General features: G+C 76.2%; 14 protein-coding genes and 1 pseudogene. 7 read left to right on the top strand and 8 right to left on the bottom strand.

What is annotated here, in order from left to right; genetic code table 11:
• Positions 1-146: 146 nt before the first annotated feature.
• Both BGO37_RS06345 and glp read right to left on the bottom strand, forming a co-directional pair.
• Positions 147-752, bottom strand: a complete 606-nt coding sequence (locus BGO37_RS06345) for a GNAT family protein (protein ID WP_291753186.1) — start codon at positions 750-752, stop codon at positions 147-149.
• A 5-nt stretch (positions 753-757) separates the two neighbouring features.
• Positions 758-1,987, bottom strand: a complete 1,230-nt coding sequence (gene glp / locus BGO37_RS06340; RefSeq protein WP_291753183.1) for a gephyrin-like molybdotransferase Glp — start codon at positions 1,985-1,987, stop codon at positions 758-760.
• Positions 1,988-2,315: 328 nt separating this feature from the next.
• Here glp and BGO37_RS06335 point away from each other — a divergent pair, with 328 nt between their 5' ends.
• A complete protein-coding gene (locus BGO37_RS06335; RefSeq protein ID WP_291753181.1) occupies positions 2,316-3,728 on the top strand; it encodes a UTP--glucose-1-phosphate uridylyltransferase in 1,413 nt (470 codons plus the stop codon).
• 11 nt (positions 3,729-3,739) lie between these two features.
• Positions 3,740-4,390 carry a 5-formyltetrahydrofolate cyclo-ligase gene (locus BGO37_RS06330; RefSeq protein WP_291753179.1) on the top strand — a complete coding sequence of 217 codons (651 nt, stop codon included), beginning with the start codon at positions 3,740-3,742 and terminating at the stop codon, positions 4,388-4,390.
• 2 nt (positions 4,391-4,392) lie between these two features.
• On the opposite strand, the gene BGO37_RS06325 is transcribed toward BGO37_RS06330, so the two are convergent.
• Positions 4,393-5,016, bottom strand: a complete 624-nt coding sequence (locus tag BGO37_RS06325) for a TMEM175 family protein (RefSeq protein WP_291753178.1) — start codon at positions 5,014-5,016, stop codon at positions 4,393-4,395.
• A gap of 152 nt (positions 5,017-5,168) precedes the next feature.
• Between BGO37_RS06325 and BGO37_RS17830 the strand changes: the two are divergent.
• Positions 5,169-5,309, top strand: a pseudogene (locus BGO37_RS17830) (FmdB family zinc ribbon protein); the annotation flags it as partial.
• Positions 5,310-5,323: 14 nt separating this feature from the next.
• Here the strand turns inward: BGO37_RS17830 and BGO37_RS17825 are convergent.
• Positions 5,324-5,491: a hypothetical protein gene (locus BGO37_RS17825; protein ID WP_367188090.1), complete on the bottom strand. Its 168-nt coding sequence runs from the start codon at positions 5,489-5,491 to the stop codon at positions 5,324-5,326.
• Between the two features lie 251 nt (positions 5,492-5,742).
• On the opposite strand from BGO37_RS17825, the gene BGO37_RS06315 reads away from it, so the two are divergent.
• Positions 5,743-6,426 carry an SAF domain-containing protein gene (locus BGO37_RS06315; protein WP_291753174.1) on the top strand — a complete coding sequence of 228 codons (684 nt, stop codon included), beginning with the start codon at positions 5,743-5,745 and terminating at the stop codon, positions 6,424-6,426.
• A gap of 40 nt (positions 6,427-6,466) precedes the next feature.
• A complete protein-coding gene (gene mscL, locus BGO37_RS06310; RefSeq protein WP_291753172.1) occupies positions 6,467-7,012 on the top strand; it encodes a large conductance mechanosensitive channel protein MscL in 546 nt (181 codons plus the stop codon).
• A gap of 114 nt (positions 7,013-7,126) precedes the next feature.
• Here the strand turns inward: mscL and BGO37_RS06305 are convergent, their stop codons facing one another.
• The 4 genes from BGO37_RS06305 to BGO37_RS06290 all read right to left on the bottom strand — a co-directional run bounded on the left by BGO37_RS06305 (position 7,127) and on the right by BGO37_RS06290 (position 18,505).
• Positions 7,127-7,393, bottom strand: coding sequence for a hypothetical protein (locus BGO37_RS06305; RefSeq protein ID WP_291753170.1), 267 nt, complete (start codon positions 7,391-7,393; stop codon positions 7,127-7,129).
• 153 nt (positions 7,394-7,546) lie between these two features.
• Positions 7,547-12,610, bottom strand: a complete 5,064-nt coding sequence (locus tag BGO37_RS06300) for a hypothetical protein (RefSeq protein WP_291753306.1) — start codon at positions 12,608-12,610, stop codon at positions 7,547-7,549.
• Between the two features lie 634 nt (positions 12,611-13,244).
• On the bottom strand, positions 13,245-15,611 hold the full coding sequence (locus BGO37_RS06295; RefSeq protein ID WP_291753168.1) for a YhgE/Pip domain-containing protein: 2,367 nt from the start codon (positions 15,609-15,611) through the stop codon (positions 13,245-13,247).
• On the bottom strand, positions 15,611-18,505 hold the full coding sequence (locus BGO37_RS06290; RefSeq protein ID WP_291753165.1) for an MMPL family transporter: 2,895 nt from the start codon (positions 18,503-18,505) through the stop codon (positions 15,611-15,613). The genes BGO37_RS06295 and BGO37_RS06290 overlap by 1 nt, the downstream gene beginning before the upstream one ends.
• Positions 18,506-18,623: 118 nt before the next feature.
• On the opposite strand from BGO37_RS06290, the gene BGO37_RS06285 reads away from it, so the two are divergent.
• Both BGO37_RS06285 and BGO37_RS06280 read left to right on the top strand, forming a co-directional pair.
• A complete protein-coding gene (locus BGO37_RS06285; protein ID WP_291753163.1) occupies positions 18,624-19,271 on the top strand; it encodes a TetR/AcrR family transcriptional regulator in 648 nt (215 codons plus the stop codon).
• Positions 19,272-19,405: 134 nt separating this feature from the next.
• Positions 19,406-20,719 (top strand): nitrate/nitrite transporter, encoded by a 1,314-nt coding sequence (locus tag BGO37_RS06280; RefSeq protein WP_291753161.1) that lies wholly within the window; start codon positions 19,406-19,408, stop codon positions 20,717-20,719.
• The last annotated feature ends 7 nt before the right edge of the window (positions 20,720-20,726 follow it).

Here is a 20,726-nt window from a genome sequence, read left to right as displayed (position 1 = left end):
CTGCTCACCGAGACCGTGCCTTCCGGACGTCGGAACGCACGGTCTCGATGACGAAGTGGGCGCTCGGCGAACGGTGGGCGCGGCCGGGGAGCCGGGGGCGGGTCGGTGCGGGTTCGGTCGGGAGGCCCACGCCCGGAGGCGTGGTGTCAGGTGAGAGCGGGGCGCAGCCGGCGCCAGCGCGCGAGGAGCCCGTCGGGCACCTCCTCGGCCGTCAGGGCGAAGGTGCGGTGGTCCGCCCACTCCCCGGCGATGTGCAGGTAGCGCTCGCGCAGCCCCTCGTCGCGCAGCTGGAGCTTCTCGACCACACGCAGCGACGGCGCGTTCTCGGGCCGGATGTTCACCTCGATCCGGTGCAGGCCGAGGACGAAGAAGCAGTGGTCCGTCGCCAGGGCCACGGCGGTCGGCGTGATGCCGTGCCCGGCCACACGCCGCCCCACCCAGTAGCCGATCGCCGCCGAGCGCAACGACCCGTACGTGATCGACGAGACCGTCAGCTGACCCGCCAGATCGCCGCGGTAGTCGATCGCGAACGGCAGCGCGGCGCCCGTGCGCGCCTGCGCCGCCAGGGACCGGACGAACTGGCCGAACGTCGGCCGCGGCCCGGGCACCGGCACGGGGCTCGTCGCGTCCCACGGCTCGAGCCATGCCGCCGAGTCGCTGCGCAGGGCGAGCCATGCGTGCGAGTCCGAGCGCCGCAGGGGGCGCAGCGTGACGTTCCCCTCCGTGAGGACCGCGGGCCAGCCGGTCGCCATCGACCTCATCCCTCCAGCACCAGGCAGTGCAGCACCTGGCCGGCGCGCACGTGGGTCATCTTCTCGTTGACCACCGCGAGCGCGTTCGCCTGTGCCAGGGCCGTGACCGACGGCGCGGCCGGGTCGCCCAGCGGCGTCGCGGTGTAGCCCTCGTCGGGCGTGCCCAGGACGTTCGCGGGGACGAACTGCCGCAGCCCGGCGGGCGAGGTCCAGCCCGTGTCCACGGTGGCCGCGACCGACGAGCGGTACAGCTCCGCGTGGCCGGCCATGGCCCGCAGCGCGGGGCGCACGAACACCTCGAACGCCACCTGCGCCGCCACCGGGTGGCCCGGCAGCGCGAACACCGGCACGTCACGGTCGCGGCCCAGCCCCGCGCCGAGCGTGCCGAAACCGTGCCGGCGCCCCGGCGTCATCGCCACCTGGTCCAGCCGCACGTCCCCCACGCCCGCCAGGACGTCCTTGACGGTGTCCCCCGCCAGCTCCGACAGGCCGCCGGTGACGACGACGAGGTCCGCGCGCACCAGCTGGTCGGCGAGCGTCTCGCGCAGGCGCCCGTGGTCGTCGGGCACGATGCCCACCCGCACGGGGACCGCGCCGGCGTCGCGGACGGCGGCCTCCAGCGCGTGCCCGTCGGCCTCGTACGTGTGCGCGCCCGCGGCCGGCGCGCCCTTCGCCGGGGGCTCGACGAGCTCGTCGCCCACGGACAGCAGCACCACCCGCGGGGTGGGGTGCACCCGCAGCCGGCCCCGGCCCATCGCCGCGGCGAGGGCGAGGTGACGGGCCCCGAGCCGGGTGCCGGTGCGGAGCACCACCTCGGTGCCCCGCGCGTCCGCCCCCGCGCCGCGCACCCACTGGCCCGCCTTGACCGGCCCCGCGATCGCGACGCTCGCCGTGCCACGGTCGGTCTCCTCCATCGGCACCACCGCGTCGGCGCCGAGCGGGAGCGGGGCACCCGAGGCCACCCGCACCGCCTGGCCGGGCGCCAGCCGCAACCCGGGGGTGGCCCCGGCGCGCAGGTCGTCGACCACCGGCAGGCGCACGACGAGCGCGGCGGCGTCCTCCGCGGCGACCGCGTACCCGTCACGTGCGGCGGCGGCCACGCCGGGGATGTCGAGCGGCGCCGCGACGTCTTCCGCCAGCACGGCCCCCATGGCGTCGTGGAGCACGACGTCCAGCGGTGCCACCGGCGCCACCACGGCGAGCACGGCCGCCAGGTGGTCCTGCACCGATCTCACGAGCCGCCATCGTGCCAGACCCGCGGATCAGCCCCGCCGCGCGGCGCGCACCTGCCTCCAGGCCGCCTCTCCCACACTCCGGTGAGGCGCGGACCGTGGTCCGTCGTCCAGGGCTCACCGGAGTCGACCTGGCCGCCCGCGAGCCCGCACACACACCGGTGAGGCGCAGACCGTGGTCCGTCGTCCAGGGCTCACCGGAGTCGACCTGGCGGCCCGCGAGCCCGCACACACACCGCTGAGGCGCGGACCGTGGTCCGTCGTCCAGGGCTCACCGGAGTCGACCTGGCGGCTCGGGAGCCGGCCGCGGCGACCGGTAGCGTGGGGGCCCGTGAGCGACGAGGGGCTGCGCCTGGCGCGGGAGAAGATGGCCGCTGCGGGTGTCGCCCCGGTGGCCATCGACGTGTTCGAGCACTACTACCGGCAGCTCGAGGCGGGCGCGACCGGCCTGATCCGCGAGGACACCATCGCGCCGCTGCTCGACCCCCCGCGGCTCGACGCCGTCGAGGTGTCCGACGACGAGGCTCGCGCCGCCCTCGCGCAGACGGTCGTCGTCAAGCTCAACGGCGGCCTCGGCACGTCGATGGGCATGCACGCCGCCAAGTCGCTGCTGCCGGTGCGCGACGGCCGGACGTTCCTCGACCTCATCGTCGGGCAGGTCCGGGCGGCGCGGGAGCGCTGGGGCGCGCGGCTCCCGCTGGTCCTCATGGACTCCTTCCGCACGCGCGACGACACGCTCGCCGCCCTCTCGTCGTACCCGGACCTGGTGGTCGACGGGCTGCCCCTGGACTTCCTGCAGTCGCAGGAGCCCAAGCTGCGGGCCGACGACCTGACGCCCGTGACCTGGCCGGCGGACCCCACGCTCGAGTGGTGCCCGCCCGGGCACGGCGACATCTACCCGTCGTTGCTGTCGTCGGGCGTCCTCGACGCGCTCCTCGACCAGGGGTTCCGGTACGCCTGCTCGTCGAACGCCGACAACCTCGGCGCGGCCCCGGACGCCCGGATCGCGGGCTGGTTCGCCGCCTCCGGCGCGCCGTACGCGGCCGAGCTCTGCCGCCGCACCGCCGCCGACCGCAAGGGCGGCCACCTGGCGATCCGGAAGGCCGACGGCCGGCTGATCCTGCGCGACACCGCGCAGACGGCGCCCGACGAGATGGACTACTTCACCGACACCGAGCACCACCCGTACTTCCACACGAACAACCTCTGGTTCGACCTGCGGGTGCTGCGGGACGCGCTCGCCGAGCGCGGCGGCGTGCTCGGGCTGCCGCTCATCCGCAACGAGAAGCACGTCGACCCCTCGGACAAGGCGTCACCCGCCGTGATCCAGCTGGAGTGCGCCCTCGGGGCGGCGATCGAGGTGTTCGAGGGCGCGACCGCGATCGTCGTACCGCGCGGCCGGTTCCTGCCGGTGAAGACGACGAACGACCTGCTGCTGCTGCGGTCCGACGCGTACACGCTGCACGACGACGACACGCTCGAGCTCGCGGTCGCCGAGGCTCCCCTCGTCGAGCTGGACCCGGCCCACTTCCAGACGATCGCCGCGTTCGACGCGCACTTCCCCGCCGGGGCGCCGTCGCTGCGCGACGCCACGCACCTGCGCGTGGTCGGGGACGTCACGTTCGGCGCCGGTGTCAGCGTGCACGGCGACGTCACCGTGGCCCCCGACGGGGCGACGGGCGCGGTCGCGGACGGCACGCGGCTCGGACCTGGTGATCAGCGCGGCACGCAGCCCGAAGTGTGAGACTGGTGGCCATGAGCAGCGTCGCCCGCGAGCATCCCCACGTCCCCGACGAGGAGGAGATCGAGGAGCTCAAGGACCGCTGGCGGCAACGGATCCGGCAGGCGCGGCAGCAGCGCTCGGCACGCTCGCGCGAGGCGGACGCCCGGGCGCTCGCCGGGGTGACCCTCAAGATCCCGCAGGTCGCGGCCGCCCGCTGCGTCTCCGCCTACGCCGCCCGCCCCGGCGAGCCCATGACCGGCCCCCTCCTCGAGGCACTGGCGGAGCACGGCATCCGCGTGCTGCTGCCGGTGCTCGGCAGCAACCTGCAGCGCGACTGGGCGGAGTACGCCGGGCCCGACGACCTGCAGGAACGGGCGCCGGGACGGCCGCCCGAGCCCGGCGGCCCGACGCTGGGCGCCGCGGCGATCGCCGACGCGGACGTGCTGCTCATCCCGGCGCTCGCCGTCGACACCGCCGGCACCCGGCTGGGTCAGGGCGGCGGCTGGTACGACCGTGCCCTGCGCGAGGCACGCCCCGGCACGCCCGTGGTGGCGCTGACCTACGCCGAGGAGGTGCACGACGCGGCCGCGGAGCCGCTGCCGCGTGCGCCCCACGACCGCGCGGTCGACGCCGTGGCCACGCCCACCGGCGTCACGTGGTTCCGGCCCCCGGCCGGCGACTGAGGTCAGCCCTCCCGCCGTGCGCGCGGCGCGCGTCCCGCGCCGAGGAGCGGCGGTAGCACGGCCAGCACGAGCCAGAAGTACTTCGCGCCGTCCGTGCTCCAGAACGCCAGGGGGATCGAGAGCAGGAACACCGCGGCGACCGCGAGGCTGCCGAGACCGAGCCGTCCCGTCGTCGTGTCGCTCGCCGTCACCAGCCCGTGCCGGTCGCACACCCGCACCAGGAGGGCGAACGTCGCCCCGACGAGCGCGACCACCACCGCGTACAGGATCGTGCCGAACGCGTAGCGGCCGTCCGCACCGAGCACCCGGGTGGCGAACGGTAGGACCACGATCCAGAGCAGGTAGACCAGGTCGAGCTGGACCACCCGGCGGTCGACGGCGGACACCCGGCGGAAGAAGCGGTGATGGAGCATCCAGAACCGCGAGATCACGAGGAAGCTGATGAGGAACGTCAGGTACTCGTCGTTGAGGTGGCCGGCGAAGGACCGCCAGAGCGCCGCGTTCGAGTCGCCCGACGGCACCGGCAGGTCCAACGCCAGCAGCGTGAGGGCGATGGCGAAGACGGCGTCGGAGAAGTAGACGAGGCGTTCCAGCGACAGGTCGGACTCACGCTCCGCGGTCGGCATGGACCCATCGTCGCTCACGGCCCGGCGGGCCACGGGCCGGCGCGGACGGGCAGCCTCCCAGCCGTCCGGGGTACCATCTGGCACTCGGGAATGCCGAGTGCCAGTCAGGCGCTGTACGGCGTGAATCCGTTTGCGACCCGGGAGGCCATCCAGTGCCCACCTACGCCTACACGTGCACGGTCTGCGACCACTCCTTCGACGTGCACCAGTCCTTCGCCGACGCCCCCCTGACGGTGTGCCCGGAATGCTCGGGCAGGCTCCGCAAGGTGTTCTCGCCCGTCGGCGTGGTCTTCAAGGGCTCCGGGTTCTACCGCACCGACGCCCGCTCGTCGACGAAGTCGACCGTCTCGGCGGGGACGTCCTCCTCGTCGGGCTCGTCGGGCTCGTCGGGCTCGTCCTCCTCGTCGTCCTCGGGCACGACGAGCCCGGCCGCCTCGTCGTCGAGCCCGACCGCGAGCTCTGGCAGCGCCGCCAAGGCCGCCAGCGCCTGAGGCCTCGCCGGCTCGCCGTACGCCGATCAGGCGTCCTTGCCGAGGTCGGACCCGCTCGGTTCGCCGGGCACCGGTCGATCTCGACCGCCGATGCCCGCCCGCCCGGAGCAAACCCGGACCCGCCTCCGCTCACCCCGGGGCGTGAGCCGCCCACAGCCCCGACCGCGCGGGTCCCGCGCGTCGGCGGCGCGTCACCGAGATCGCACTCGCGGTCGTCACTTCTAGCGTGCGGGCGGTGAGTCGCCGCGCCGCACCCGCCCTGCCACCGCCGCTCCCCTGCGCGCGGCCCGCCCTCCGGCGACGACTGCGCGTGCTGGCCTGGCGGTGGCGGTTCCTCGTCGCGGCCCTGTGCCTCGGTGCGGCGACCGGTGCAGCGGTGGACGCGCTGCGCCCCACGCCGCCCGCCGGTGTGGACGTGCTGGTCGCGGCGCGCGACCTGCCCGCCGGGCTCGAGCTGACCGCCGCCGACGTGAAGGTCGCCACCGTGCCGGAGAGGACGGTCGTCGGCGCGGCGCGCGCCTCGGACGAGGCCCGTGCCGGGCTCGTCGGGCACACCACGGCGGTCGCCGTCCCCGCGGGGATGCCACTGGTGCCGCAGCTGCTCGCCGGCACCCAGCTGGTCGGGCCGCCGGGGACGGTGGTGGCCGCCGTCCGGCTGGCCGACGACGCGCTCGCGACGCTCCTGGCCCCGGGCGACCACGTCGACCTCCTGGCCGCACCCGCCGAGGGCGGTGCCGGCGTCACGCTCGCCCGGCGCGCCCTGGTCCTCCCGTCGCCACCGCTCTCCGAGGGCGGCGGGCTGCTGGGGCCGTCGACGGCGAACCGGGTGCCGCTGCTCGTCGCGGTCCAGCCGGGCGAGGCGACCGCGCTGGCGGGCGCGGGGACGGCGGACGCCCTGTTCGCGGTGGTCGTGTCATGATCGGGACCGCCCCCCACACCCACCGCCGAGAGGATCGCTCATGGCTGCCCAGAACCCGGAACCACGTCCGTCGGATCGGTTCGTCGGGCAGGCGCGGGCCGGCCTGACCGGGACGGCCAAGGTGCTGGCGGGCTTCAAGGAGTTCATCTCCCGCGGCAACGCGGTCGAGCTGGCGGTCGGCGTCGTCATCGGCGCCGCGTTCGGGGCGATCGTGACGTCGATCCAGAACAACCTGATCAGCCCGCTCGTCGGCTGGATCTTCGGCCAGCCCAACCTCACCGACCTGTGGGCCATCGGTCCGTACAGCTGGCAGCGCAGCACGCCCGAGCACCCGATCTCGCCGATCAAGGTCGGCGCGATGCTCAACGCGGTCCTGCAGTTCCTCATCACCGCCGCGGCGGTGTACTTCCTCATCGTGCTGCCGCTCAACGCCCTCGCGCGGCGGCGGGCACGCGGGCAGGAGCCCGAGCCGGCCGCACCCGCCGAGGACGTCGCGGTGCTGCGCGAGATCCGTGACCTGCTCGCGGCGCGTGCCCCCGGCGGCCCCGCCGACGGCACGACGACAACGCCCGGACCGCGCGAGTAGGTCCTCCCGACGCGGGGGTGACGACACCAACCACCGGAGCAGGGCGCCCCGGCGCGGGCACGACGAGACCACCGGACGGCCGCGCGAGCAGGGCGGCGCTGTGCCACGCGGGGGTCACCAGTGCGGGGGGCGGTCCCGGGTGAGGCGGTCGTCGTTCGAGTCGGAGACCGGGGCGCCCCAGCCGACGTCCTCGTCGTCCGGCGCGCGGCGGGCGCGGCCGGGCGTCCCGGGCGCCTCCCCGCCGCCGACGGGTCGGCCCCACGTCACGGCGTCGTCCGACGACGGGGCGGGGAACGACGAGCGCAGGTTCGCCTCGTCGCCGCCGACCGTGCCGGCCGGCCGCACCACGCGGCGCCGTCGCGGTCGCTGCTCGTCGGTCACGTCTTGATCATCGCACCGGCCGTTCGGCGGTCCGCGCGCCGCCGTTGGCGGACAACTCGGCCGTGAGGCTCACCGATCCGGCGTCGCCCGCACCGGCAAGCCCGGCCGTCGCGTCGCGGGATCCCCGTGCGTCGGTGAGGCGCTCGGGGCCGTTCAGGACATCGCGCGGCTGACGGCGGCGCGGACGGCGCTGTCGACGCGGTGCGTCCGCCGCGTCAGGCCCAGCTCGGCGCGCAGGGCGTCGGCCAGCTCGTCGCGGGTGCGCTCCTGCCCGTCGGACATCAGCCACTCCGCCATCTCGTCGAGCTGGTCGTCGCTGTAGGCGCCGATCGGCAGGCCCTTGCGGATGTCCGGGCGGGGGCGCGCCGGCACGGCGAGCGAGAGCTGGACCTCGCCCGTGCGGGGCGGCTTCGGCGCCTTGCGGACCATGCCCGTCGGGACCCGCACGGGCGCGCTCATCGGCGCGCGCGGCCCGCCGTCGGGCCCGTCCTGCTGACGCGGCAGCAGGAGGTCGCCGGTCGGGACGATCGCCGAGACGTCGAGCACGCCCGAGCCCAGCGTGACGCCATCGGCGTCGCGGCGGCCGGCGTCGGCGCCGGCCTCACCAGCGCGGTCACCGTCGGCCTCGCTGGCGCGTCGGTCGGCGTCCCCGTTCACGGTGCGGGCGTCGTCTCGGTCGGCGTCGGCCTTGCGCGCGCGGCCACCGTCGGCACCGGTTCCGCGCGCGCGGCCACCGTGGGCGGCGGTCCCGCGGGCGTGCTGGCGGTCGCCGTCGGCCCTCGCGCCGACCCCGTCGGGCGCGTGCGACGAGTCGGCCACCGGCTTCGCCTCGGCGTCGGTCGACGGGACCTCGGCCAGTGGCGCCGGCTCGACGTCGTACTCGACCTCGTCGAGCATGCCGGTCATCGGGACGCGCGCGGACGCCTCGGTCACCACGCCGGTCGACGAGGCCGCCACGACGGGGACCGCGCCGGTCGACGCGGCCGCCACCACCGGGACGGCACCGGACGCGGCCCACCCGTCGGAGTCGTCGTCCACCACCGGGACGGTGCGCGGTGAGACCGGCAGCACCACCCGCTCCGGGACGGCCGCGTGCACTGCCCGCCGGATCCGGTCGACCTCCGCCTGCGGGTCGAGGAACGCGGCGGCCGACCACACGCGCAGCACCACCCAGCCGAGCCGCTCCAGGCGTTCGGGCACGAGCCGGTCGCGCACGCGGACGCTCGGCTCGTCGACGTACGCCTGGTCGTCGGTCAGCACGGCGACGAGGTACCGGTCCGGCACGTCCGGGTGCCCGACCGCGAGCGGGATGCGCGCCCCGCCCGGGATGCCGTGGTCGACCTCGACGGTCAGGCCGTGACGCCAGAGACGCTCCGCCAGGTCGAGCACGAGCCGGTCGGGCTCCGGCGCCGGGGGCGTGGCATCGGTCGTCGGCCCGGGCTCGTCGGTGTCGGCACCGAGCGACCGGGTCGCCTCGTCCGACGAGGCCCGCTCGGCCGCCCGGGTTCCGCCGGCGTCGGGCGGGACCACGGCCGTGGCGTCTCCCGACGTCTCGTCGGCACGGACCGGCGTGGCGGCCACCGGGAACGTCTCGCCCGAGGTGCCGGCGGTGCCGTCCGCCTCGTCGGCCGTCGCGCCGACGGTGCTGTCGGTGGCTGGCGCCCCCGCCTCGTCGCTCGGTCCCGCGGCCTGCCTCTCCGCTTCGTCGGCCGCTGACGGTCCCGCGCCAGGCTCGCCCGCCTCGTCGGCCGCGGACAGCCCAGCGGTCTGCTTCTCCGCCTCGTCGGCCGCCGACGGTCCGGTGACAGGGGCCGCGCTCGCGACGGTCGCGCCTACGGCCTCGTCGTCCAGCCGGACCACCGGCGCCAGCGGGTCCGCGTCGCCGCGGCCGCGTCGCTCGGCGAACGCCAGCAGGTCGACGAGGAGGCGCGGGCCCGGTCCACGCAGCCGGGCCTGGTCGACGTCGGCGGCGCCGAAGCACGCGACGACGGTGAGCCGGTGCTGCGCGCTGCCGAGGGCGTCGAGCAGGAGCGCGTCGCCGGAGGGCGCGCTGATCGGCCCGAACGAGTGGAGCACGCGCCGGTGCGGCGTGCGGCCCAGGCCGAGCGACAGGATCAGCGCGTCGCGCCGCAGGCCCGCCACCGAGGCGAGGTCGACGACGACGAACGGGTCGGCCCGCCCCTCGTCGAACAGCGTCTCGAGCGCCGGGTTGCCGCGCGCCTCGCCGAGCACCTGGTCGCGCACGGCATCGGCGTGCCGCGGGGTCGCGGTCACCACGGCGAGCGACTCGTCGGGGTGCGTCATCGCGTGGTCGAGGACGAGCTCGACGACCCGGTCGACCTCCTCGCGCGTCGAGTCGACGACGCCGGACTCGACGCCCGGCAGGCCGGTGCCGTCGACGAGCTCGAGCCGGACCAGCGGCGAGCTCGACGGCAGAGGCGTCGGGCGCAGGGCGCCGTCGTAGCCGTGCGCGACGAGGAAGGCGGTCAGCCACGGGTCCCGCCGGCTGGCGTCGGCGTGCAGCTCGAGGTTCGGCAGCACGTCGGCGAGCTCGCGCACGGCGCTGCCGGACGCGCAGCGCGCGTCGCCGACGACGACGATCTGGCGCCCGCGCGCGATGGCGGGCACGACGACCTCGACCGGCGTCCGGGTCGCCGCGTCGAGCACGACGAGGTCCACGGTCCGCGACGGCGGCAGCACCTGCGGCACGAGCATCGGGCTGGCGGTGATGACCGGGCGCAGCCGGCGCGCGACGTCGGGGTAGCGCGCCATGACGTCGCGCAGCGAGGTGACGCGCTCCTCGATCAGCTCGCTGAACAGGCCCTCGGCCTGTTCCCGCTGCTGCCGCATCGCCGAGCCCATCGCCTTGATCGCGGCCCCGCGCACCGGGCCGACGAGGCCCGCGACGTGCGCGCGGTCGAGCTGCGCGTACCGGGTCGAGAGGGCGTCGAGCGTGGTGCCGTCGTAGCCCGCGAGCGCCGGGTCGAGCGCGAGGATCTGCTCGAACACGGTGCTCCACCACGCGAGGTCGAGCTCGGCGGCGGCCGTCGTGGCGGCCACCCGCCGTTCCGCCAGGTCGTCGACCAGCGCGCCCAGGCCGGCACCGCGCAGGTGGCGCACCAGCGCCGTCCGCCTCGGCAGGGTGTCGAGCGCACCGGCGCCGGCCTTGAGGCGGGCCAGGCGGTCGAGGAGGTCGGGCATCGGCAGCGCCGCCAGGCCCCGTCCCTCCGGGGTGGTCGTCAGCACCTCGTCGAGCGCGTCGAGGTCGGCGCGCACCGCCTCGAAGTCCGCCTCCATCGCCTCGAGCCCGTCGGGCAGCCGCGGCCAGCCGCCGCCCGGGCAGTGCTGCTGCCACAGCTCGCGGCGCCGCTGGACGTCGAGGAGCGCGGTGTGAAGGTCCGCGACCGGCCGGCCGGGGCGCACCATGTCGCGCGCCTGCCGGCGCAGGCGCCGGCGGACGAAGCGGCCCATCTCGACGCCGTGCTGCGCGCGCCACGCCTTGCTCGCCGTCGCGGCGACGAGGTCAGCCGCGGTGCGTTCGAAGACGAGCGGCTGGAACAGGTCGAGCGACGCCCGCACCTCGTCGATGAGGCGCATCTGCTCGGCCCAGCCGGTGATCGTCGCGGGCGCGGTCAGGCCGATGTCGGCGGCCGCGGCCTCGGCGCGCGCCATGACGTCGGGCAGCAGGCCGAGCAGCCGGTCGATGCGTCCCAGCGCGGTCGTCGCGTCGGCGGCCGTGCGCAGGTCGGCGCCGTACCAGGGCGTGTCGCTCGGGCGCAGCGAGTACGCACCAAGCTCACCCGCCCGCAGGAGGTCCGCCGCGGCCTTCTCGCGGCCCGGTCCGTCCAGCACCCGTGCCACGTCCGGGTCGAGCCGCACCATGGTGCGGGGCGTCGGCCGGGTCGACGTCAGCCGGGCCAGCTCCTGGAGCGCGTCGTAGGCGGACACGTTCCACGGCTGACGCGGGGTGTGCAGCCCGCGCACGTAGCCGCGCAGGGCCTCGCGGTGCGCGACGAGCGCGCGCTGCAGCTCCCCGACCGAGCGGTCGTCGACCACCGGCGGCTCGAGGGTCATCGCCGCGAGCAGACGGCGCGTGGCGGCCGAACGCCACCCGGCCTCGGGGGCGACGTCGAGCAGCAGGTCGCCGGCGCCGAGGCGCTCGAGGCGGTCGGCGAGCGCGACCGCGGCGCGCCGGTGACCCGGGACGTAGAGGACCGTGCGGCCGGCGGCGGCGGCATCCGCCACCAGGGCGGCGAGCGTCCCGGTGACGTCCGCGCCGGCGGGTGCGTCGACGAAGACGTGGGCGCCCGTCGCCACCACGTCGAGCAGGTGCTGCTGCGCGGGGTCGAGGTCGCCCAGGCCCCGGTCGAGCTGCGGGTCGCGGTCGCCGCCGCGCACCGTCGGCAGCGGCCGGCTCAGGCGGTCACGCGCCGCGTCGACCCCGGCGAGCGCGGCCAGCACCTCGTGGCGCCCGACGGCTCCCGCGAGGGCGTCGAGGTCGTCGACGATCACCTGCCCGGGGTGGACGAACGTGCCGACGACGACCTTCTCGGTCAGCTGGAAGTCCTCCAGCACGGCCCACCCGAGGGAGGCGAGCCGCGCGAGGGCGCCGTGCGGGTCGAACCCGGTGTCCGTGAACGTGGCGCGCGCCACCGCGCCCGGGTCGAGCAGCGCGCCGCGCGCGCGCAGCGCGCGTGCCAGCACGGGGTTGATCTCGATCGTCGGCTCGAGGGCGAGCTCGTAGTCCGCCTCGGCCGCCCCCCGCGCGCGGAGCGTCACCGGGCGCAGCAGCACGGGCGCGTGGACGCGGCGCGGCTCGGGCAGCTCGCTCGTCGGGCTCGTGGCCTTCGGGCCCTTCGCGGCGCCACCCTTCGTCGCGCTCGCCAGGGCGGCGACGTCGTCGGTCGCGACGTCCGGGACGGTGCGCTCCACCCACGTCGCGACGCCGATCGCCAGCGAGGTCGGCGCGATGCCGTACTGCTGCGTGTAGACGGTGGCCCGCGCGGCGACCTGGCGGGCGCGGCGCCGTGCGGTGCCGAGGGCGGCGACCTCGCGGACGAGGCTCGACAGCCTCGTCGGACGCCCGGCGAAGAGCTGCGCGAGGCCGGACGGGTGCGCCGCGGACAGGTCGAGGACGGCGTCCCCGAGCTCGTCGACGTCGACGAGGGTCGAGGTGCCGGCGGCCTCGACGAGCGAGGCCCGCCAGGTGGCGACCATCCCCTCGACGAGCTCGGCCGGGCTGGGCGGGTCGACGAGCGCGACCTGGGCGGTCAGGTTCTCGGGAGGAGTGGCGGGGACCGGCGTCTCGGCCCCCGCACCCGCGGCGGAGGCAGGAGCGGTCACGCCTGGCACGGTAGCCCGGGGTCCGCGCCGCCCCGTGGTGGCACGCCGACGCCCCGCGAACCGATGGCGCAGCACGACGAGCGGCGCCGGGTGAGGCACCGACGGGAACCCGGTGCCCACGCGCGGAGGCCGGCCGACGCCCGGGACAGGGCGCGTGCCCGGGGACGCAGAAGGGGCGGGCACCGGGCCCGCCCCTTCCGGACGTAGAAACGGTGCGCACCGCGCAGGGGGCAGGCGATGCGCACCGTCGGGTGAGAGTTTGCGCCTCACGACCCCTGTTGGTCAAACGTCCAGCAATACGGCCTGCCGGCGCTCGCGGAGGGGGATCGCGGGGCTCGGCACCGGCCGTGAGCGCAGGTGAGCACGCCCGCGTGCGGCGCCCCGCCGGCGGCCCCGCGCCGCTGCAAGGCCGCCGTGGACGGATGCCCGGCCGGAGTTCACCCGACCGGGTCACACCCGCCGGGACGGGTAACCGTCGGCCCGACACCGGCTTGCGCGGGCCTCCCCGCTACGCCGCGCGGACCCAGCGGGCCAGGCGGCCGGCCGGCACCACGCGCCGACGCGCCACGGCGGCGGTGGTCAGCGCGAGACCGACGACGGTCCACACGACGAGGAGCGCCACCGGCCCGCCGACCCCGGAACCGGTCACGACCGCCTGCAGCGCGGCACGCGCCGGTGCGATCGGCAGCATGCCGGCCACGTCGTCGAGCAGGCGCGGCACGGTCGAGACCACGGCGGTCGCCAGCCCGACCACCGCCACGATGACCGACACGAACCGTCCGGTGCCCCGGAACGCCGCGACGAGCCCCTGGTTGACGGCCGCGAACGCCACCCCGACGAGCGCGGCGAGGGCGGTGAACGCCACCCACCCGCCCGGCGACAGGTTCAGCGCGCCGGCCATGGCGGCGGTCAGTGCGGCCCCCTGCACCGCACCGATCACGGCCCCCGGCACGAACGAGGTCACCGCCAGCCGCAGCGACGACCGCGTGGAGCCGACGACCCGCGGCGCCGTCGCGCCGAGGACCACGAACGTCGCGAGGCCGCCCAGCCAGAGCGCCACGACCAGGAAGAACGGCACGCTCGCCCCGCCGAACAGGGTGGCCGTGGACCCGGCCGTGACGACCGGGTCGGCCACCACCTGCGCGAGCTTGTCCGCCTGGCCCTTGGAGTACGACGGCACCTTGTCCACCGCGCCGCCCAGCCCGCCGGCGAGCGACGTGGCGCCGCCGCCGAGGTCGCTCGCACCGGAGGCCAGCTTGGTCGCGCCGTCCGCGAGCGAGGTCGCGCCGTCCGACGACTGCCGCGCGCCCGAGGCGAGCGACGAGACGCCCGACGCCAGCGACGACGCCCCGGCGGCGGACTGCTGCGCGCCGGAGGCGATCTGGTGCGCGCCGGCGGCCGACTGCTGGGCCGCCGCGGCGAGCTGCCCCAGGCCCGTGGCCGAGGCGGACGCCCCGGCCGCGAGCTGCTGCCCGGCCGCGGCGAGCGACGTCGCCCCGGAGGCCAGCGACGGCTGGCCGTTCACACCCTGGTTCACCGCCTGGTCCAGGCCGGCCGCGCCCGCGGTCACCTGGCCCGCGGCCTGCGTGAGGTAGGCGAGGTTCGGCGGGTCGGAGACGCCGGGGGTGTTCGGGGTGCCGGCGGCATCGAGGTACGCCTCGAGGCTCGCGCACGCGCCCGAGACGGCCGCCGCGCACTGCTGCGCGAGCACCGAGGCCTTCTGGGAGAAGCCGGCCAGGCCCTGCTGCAGGCCCGTCGCGCCCGTCGCCAGCTGCGCCGTGCCCTGCGCGAGGCCGCCGGTGTGCGTCGCGCCGCCGGTGATCCCGTCGGCGAACGTGCCGAGGGACGTGGCGAACTGCTGGGCGCCCGGCACACCGGCCTGGGCCTGCTGCGCCGACGACGACGCCCCGGCCGCCAGCTGGTCCAGCCCCCCGGCGAGCGACGTGGCGCCCGTGGCCAGGCGCCCGACGCCCGAGGAGAGCGACGAGGCGCCGGACGAGGCGGACGACGCGCCCGTGGCGAGCTGCCCGAGCCCGGACGCCAGCTGCGACGCCCCGCCGGACAGCGAGGTCGCGCCGCTGGAGACCCCGGAGGCGCCGCTGGCCAGCTGCGCCGCGCCGTCGGAGGCCTGCTGGAGGCTGCTGTGGAGCGTGTCGAAGCCCACGAAGACGTTCTGCAGGTAGGTCGTCGTCAGCTGCGACGACAGCACGCGCACCGCGGTCGAGGTCACGGCCTGCGCCACGGCGCCGTCGACGGGGCGCGAGCGGTCGGACGTCGCGATGTCGATGGTCGCCTGCTGCGCCTTCGCCGGGTCCGTGCCCACCGAGGTGGCGGCGGCGGAGAACCCGGCCGGGATCGTCACCACGGTCGCGTACCGGCCGTCGGCCAGGCCCGCGGCGGCGTCGGAGGCGCTCGTCACCACCCACGTGAAGTTGGTCGTCGAGTCGTGGCCGGAGACGCTCGCCGCGGTGCCCCCGGACGCCGGGCTCGCGGTGGCGGACGGGCTCGCCGACGAGCCGGCGGCGGTCGCGGAGCCGGACGACTCGGCCGAGCCGGAGGACGCGGCTGACCCGGACGGCGTGGCGCCGGTGGCCGAGGCGCCCGACGTGCCCAGCGTGCCCGGCGACGTGACGAGCCCCGCGGCGAGCTGCCGCCCGAGCGGGACGGTCTGCCCGTTCACCGTCACCGGTTGGTCGAGGTTGACGACGGCCGCCTGGATCCGCGAGAGCCGCTGGTCCGGCTGCCACAGCGCCCACACGAGCAGGCCGCCGACGAGCAGCGGGACGAGGACGAGGCCGACGACGGTCACCCAGCCGGGGCGCCCGGAGGACCGCGCCCGCTCGGGATGCAGGGCGGCGGAGAGGAAGCCGGACATCACACCACCTCCAGGGGGGCGAGGTCGAGGGTCGTCACGGGCGAGCCGGGCGGCAGCAGCGCGTCGAGCGCCGCGGGATCCAGGCAGGAGGCGACGAGGGTCAGGTCGCGTCCCTCGTCGTGCGCGCGCCGCCGCGCCCACCGCAGCTCGTCGCGGACCTCCTCGCGCAGCACCGGGTCGCTCACCGCGTCGAGGTCGTCGACGACGACGATCGGCGCCCGGGCGGCGAACGCCTCCCGCAGCTCGCCGGCCGGGTCGGTCTTGTGCGTGAGGGTGGCCACCGCCGTGCGGCGGCGGATGTCGGGGTCGCGCACCGGCGCGACGAGCCCGGCGACCTTGAGCACCCCCGCGTCGGCGTGCGCGCGCCCGGACAGCGTCAGCAGGAGCGCGGTGCGCCCGCTGCGGTGCGGGCCGGCGACGACGAGCACGCCGCCCGCCGGCACCCGCACGTCGACGTCGCGGAACAGCGGCGTGCCGTCCGGGGCGTCGAGCCGCAGTCCCGCGCCGACGATGGCGTCCGTGCAGCCCGGCTCGGGCCAGTCGGCGAGCCGCAGCTCGGCGGCCAGCCCCTCCCCCTCGACGTCGAACCGCGGCAGCACCCGCTCGAGGAACCGCGGGAAGTGCCACGCGCGGTCGCCCAGCAGCTGCAGCACGGCGGGCACCAGCGTCATGCGCACGACGAAGGCGTCGATGAACACGCCCGACGCCAGCCCGAGCGCGATCGGCTTGATGTAGATCGACCCCTCGGGGATGAACGAGGCGAAGACCGCGACCATGATGACGGCGGCCGCGGTGACGACCTTCCCCGAGGCGAGGAAGCCGGTGCGCACCGCCTGCCGCGCGTCGCCGCGGTGCACGTAGTCCTCGCGCATCCGCGAGACGAGGAACACCTCGTAGTCCATCGCCAGGCCGAACACGACGCCCATGAGGATGATCGGCAGGAAGCTGATCACCGGCCCGGTGCGGTCCACGCCCAGAGCGCTCGCGCCCCAGCCCCGCTCGAAGACGAGCGCGACGATGCCGAAGGCAGCCAGCACCGAGAAGACGTAGCCGAGCGTCGCCTTGAGCGGCACCCACAGCGAGCGGAACACCATGGTCAGCAGGAGGAACGAGAGGCCGACGACGAGCAGCCCGAACGGGATCAGCGCTCCGCCGAGCCGGCTGGACACGTCGATCTGCGCCGCCGTCACGCCCGTGACCGCGAGGTCGACGCCGTAGGCGGCCTTGAAGTGCGGCTCCATCGACCGCAGCTCGCGGACGAGGTCGGCGGTCTGCTGCGAGTCCGGGCCGCCCTGCGGGATCACCTGGATGATGCCGACGGTCGCGTCCTGGTTCGGGGTGGCGAGCGGCACCGAGGCCACGCCGGGCAGCTTGGCGATCTCGGCCTTGAGGTCGGCCATGAGGCCGAGCGGGTCGGTCGAGCCGACGATCGTCCCGGTGACCAGGAGCGGGCCGTTGTGGCCGGGCCCGAAGTGCTCGGCGACCAGGTCGTACGTCACGCGGGCGCGGGAGCCTTCGGGCTGGCTGCCGGCATCCGGCAGGGCGAGCCGCAGCCCGGTCGCCGGCCAGGCGAGGAGCGCGACGAGCCCGACGACGGCCACGATCGTCACCGCCGGGACCTTCGTGACCGCGGTGATCCACGCGCGGAAGAACCGGTTGCCGGTGACGACACCGCCGTCCAGCCCGATCTCCGGCTCAGCCTGCGCGGCGCGCCCGTGCGCGCCGGCCGCGGCGTCGCCGCCGTCGCCCGCACGGACCGCAACCCCGCGACCGGGGCCCGCCGCGCCGGCGACGTCGCCACCGGTGGCCCCCCGGCCGCGCGAGCCGTCGGCGTCTCCCACCCCGCCGCGCCTGGCGCGAGCGCCACGGCGACCCGGCCGCAGCCGCTCCCCCGCGAAGCCGAGCAGGGCCGGCGTCAGGGTCAGGGCGATGAGCACGGCGAGGCCCACCGCGAAGGCGGCCGCGATACCCATGGTCGTGAGGAACGGGATGTTCGCGACGAAGAGGCCGGCCAGCGCGATCATCACGGTCAGCCCGGCGAAGACCACCGCCGAGCCGGCCGTCGCCAGGGCGCGCGCCGCCGACTCCTCGGCGGCCATGCCGGTCGACATCTGCGCGCGGTGCCGGTTGACGACGAAGAGCGTGTAGTCGAGCCCGACCGCCAGGCCGAGCATGATCGCCAGCATCGGGGTCGTCGAGTTGACCGAGACGACCGCGGTCGAGGCGTAGATGAGGGCCGTCGAGACCCCGACGCCGAGCAGGGCCGTCACCAGGGGCATGCCGGCGGCCACGAACGAGCCGAACGTCACGAGGAGCACGACGATGGCGACGACCAGGCCGACCGCCTCGGTGGCGCCCATGCCCGGCACCTGGATCGTGTAGAGATCGCCGCCGAGCGCGGCCGTCGCACCGGTGGGGAGGGCGCCCTTGAGGGTGGTCTCGACGCCGATCAGGGCGCTCTTCAGCTCGGGGGACGCGTCGGTCGCCTGGCTGTTGACCTGGATCGTCACGAGGGCGGCCGTGCCGTCGTCGGACACCGCACCGGAGACCTGGCCGCCGAACGGGTCCGTGACCGCCGAGACGCCCGGCACCGCGGCCGCCGCCTTGACCGCCGCCTCGAGGGGGCCCTCGATCGCGGGGTCGCTGACCTTGGCACCCGCCGGCGCGACGACGACGAGCTGCGCACTCGCGCCGCTGACCTGCGGGAACGTCTGGTACAGCCGCTCCAGGGCGGCGCCCGACTCGGTGCCGGGGAGCTTGAAGCTGTCGTCGGTCCCCTGGTAGAAGAGGGCGGCCGCGCCGCCCGCGAGCGCGAGGACGACGATCCAGGCGGCGAGCACCAGGCGCCGGGCCCGGAACGCCCAGCGCCCGAGCCGGTAGAGGGACGAGGACACGAGGGCTCCAGACGGCAGACGATCGGGCGGGCCGATACACCGATGTATCCGATACACCAACGTATTCGATAGGCTGGGGCATCGCCAACTCAGGCGGCTCCCAGGGAAGGAGCACCACGTGCCCGAGGCCCTCGCACCGGCGACCGCGCGCCGTCAGGCCACGCGCGAGCGGCTCCTCGACGCGGCGTTCGAGGTCTTCGCCGAGCAGGGTGTCCACTCCTCGACCGTCGAGCAGATCGCCGAGCGCGCCGGCTTCACGCGGGGCGCCTTCTACTCGAACTTCACGACGAAGGAGGAGCTCTTCGTCGCGCTCATGGAGCGGGAGGACGCGGCGCGCCTGGCGGCCCTCGAGGACAAGTTCGCCACGCTGCGGCCCCGGCTCGAGGGCCTCGAGCTGGACGCGGACGCCATCGCCGACATCGTCCTCGACTTCCTCGTCGGGCCGTTCGACGACCACCCGTGGAGCGTCATCTACACGGAGTTCCAGCTCCTGGCCCTGCGTGACCCGGGGTTCGCGACGATGTACCTCGAGCACCGGGACGAGTACGACGCCGCGCTCGTGCCGATCCTCGCGGGCACCCTCCAGCACGCGGGCCGCGAATGGGCGGCGGACCCGGCGATCGCGATCCGCCTCCTCGGCGCGGTGTACGACGAGGCGGTGCGGGCCGCCATCCTCCACGGGACGCGCACCTACGACCGGCTGGTGGTCCGCGACACCATCGTGCGGGTGGTCCTGGCCCTCACGCGGCGGATCCCCCGCCGGTAGGTCGCCGCCGCACCCCGCGGTGGACGAGCCCGGGGCCGGGGCTGCCGGCATGGACGCGGCCGGGGTCGGCGGAGGCGGTCTCGTAAGATCCCGGGGGCCGGCCGCACGGGCGGGCCGCGCGACCGGAGGCGGACGTGGGTGAGGCGGGTGCGCTGACGCGCCGGTCGGCCACACCCTGGATCGTCTGGGGCGCGGGCCTCGTGGCCTACATCGCGGCCGTGGTGCACCGCTCGTCGTTCGGCGTCGCGGGCCTGGTGGCGGCCGACCGGTTCCGGGTCGACGCGACGGTCCTCTCCCTGTTCGTCGTCATCCAGCTCGCCACGTACGCGCTGATGCAGCTGCCCGTCGGCGTCGGCGTCGACCGCTGGGGCCCGCGCCGCATGCTGACGATCGGCTCGGTGACGATGGCGGCCGGGCAGCTCGTCATGACCTTCGCGCCGACGGTCGGGATCGCGCTGGCCGCGCGCGTGCTCATCGGCAGCGGCGACGCCGCGATCTTCGTCTCGGCGCTGCGCCTGGTCGCGGCGTGGTTCGACCGGCGGCGCGTGCCGCTGCTGAGCCAGCTCACGGGCATCGCGGGCCAGCTCGGCCAGATCATCACCGCCGTGCCGTTCACGTTCGTGCTGCACCGCTACGGCTGGACGCCAGCGTTCGGGTCGCTCGTCGTGCTCGGGGCGGTCGCGGCGCTCGTCGTGCGCCTCGGGGTCAGGGACACCCCGCCCGGCGCCGCTCCCGCCGCCGGGCCGAGCCGGTTCGCGGGCCTGGCCGACACGGTGCGGCACCCCGGCACCTGGCTCGGCTTCTGGACCCACATGATCGGCGGGGTCAGCGGCAACGTCGTCGTGCTCATGTGGGGCGTCCCGTTCCTCGTCCAGGGCCAGGGGCTCACGCCGGGCCAGGCCGGCGGGATGCTGACCATCAACGTGGTCGTCGGCATCGTCATGGGGCCGGTCATCGGGGAGTACACGGCGCGGCACCCCGTCCGGCGCTCCTGGGCGGTGCTGGCGGTCGCCGCCGGGACCACCCTCGGATGGCTGCTGGTGCTGCTGCCGACCACGCCGCGCGCCGTGTGGCAGCTCGCGCTGTTCCTCGCCCTGGTGTCCATCGGCGGGCCGGCGTCGCTCATCGGCCTCGACTTCGCCGCGACCTCCAACCCGCCGCACCGCACCGGCTCGGCGCAGGGCATCGCCAACATGGGCGGGTTCGTCTCCGGCGTGCTCGTCATGCTCGCGGTCGGCGTGGTGCTCGACCACCGCTCACCCGGCACGACGCCCACCCTCGCCGACTATCGCGCGGCACTCGCGCTCGTGTTCGTCCCGCTCGTGGTGGCCCTGGTCGGCGTGCTCGTGACGCGCTCGCGGACCCGCGCGGCGACCGGGATGGTCGTGCCGCCGCTCGCGGAGGCCTGGGCGCGCTACCGCGCCGAACGGGCGTCGCGGCGGCGCTGACCCCGGT

The sequence above is a fragment of the Cellulomonas sp. 73-92 genome, from assembly GCF_001898175.1.
GTDB lineage: Bacteria > Actinomycetota > Actinomycetes > Actinomycetales > Cellulomonadaceae > Cellulomonas.
The sequence above is the reverse complement of the archived record's forward strand: the minus strand, read 5'-3'. Positions and strand labels throughout refer to the sequence as shown.

Excerpts from the sequence above, each read along its gene's own strand:
- BGO37_RS06345 (WP_291753186.1), bottom strand. The coding sequence starts at position 752 with ATGGCGACCGGCTGGCCCGCGGTCCTCACGGAGGGGAACGTCACGCTG.
- BGO37_RS06330 (WP_291753179.1), top strand. The coding sequence starts at position 3,740 with ATGAGCAGCGTCGCCCGCGAGCATCCCCACGTCCCCGACGAGGAGGAG.
- BGO37_RS06325 (WP_291753178.1), bottom strand. The coding sequence starts at position 5,016 with ATGCCGACCGCGGAGCGTGAGTCCGACCTGTCGCTGGAACGCCTCGTC.
- mscL (WP_291753172.1), top strand. The coding sequence starts at position 6,467 with ATGGCTGCCCAGAACCCGGAACCACGTCCGTCGGATCGGTTCGTCGGG.
- BGO37_RS06300 (WP_291753306.1), bottom strand. The coding sequence starts at position 12,610 with ATGGTCGCCACCTGGCGGGCCTCGCTCGTCGAGGCCGCCGGCACCTCG.
- BGO37_RS06295 (WP_291753168.1), bottom strand. The coding sequence starts at position 15,611 with ATGTCCGGCTTCCTCTCCGCCGCCCTGCATCCCGAGCGGGCGCGGTCC.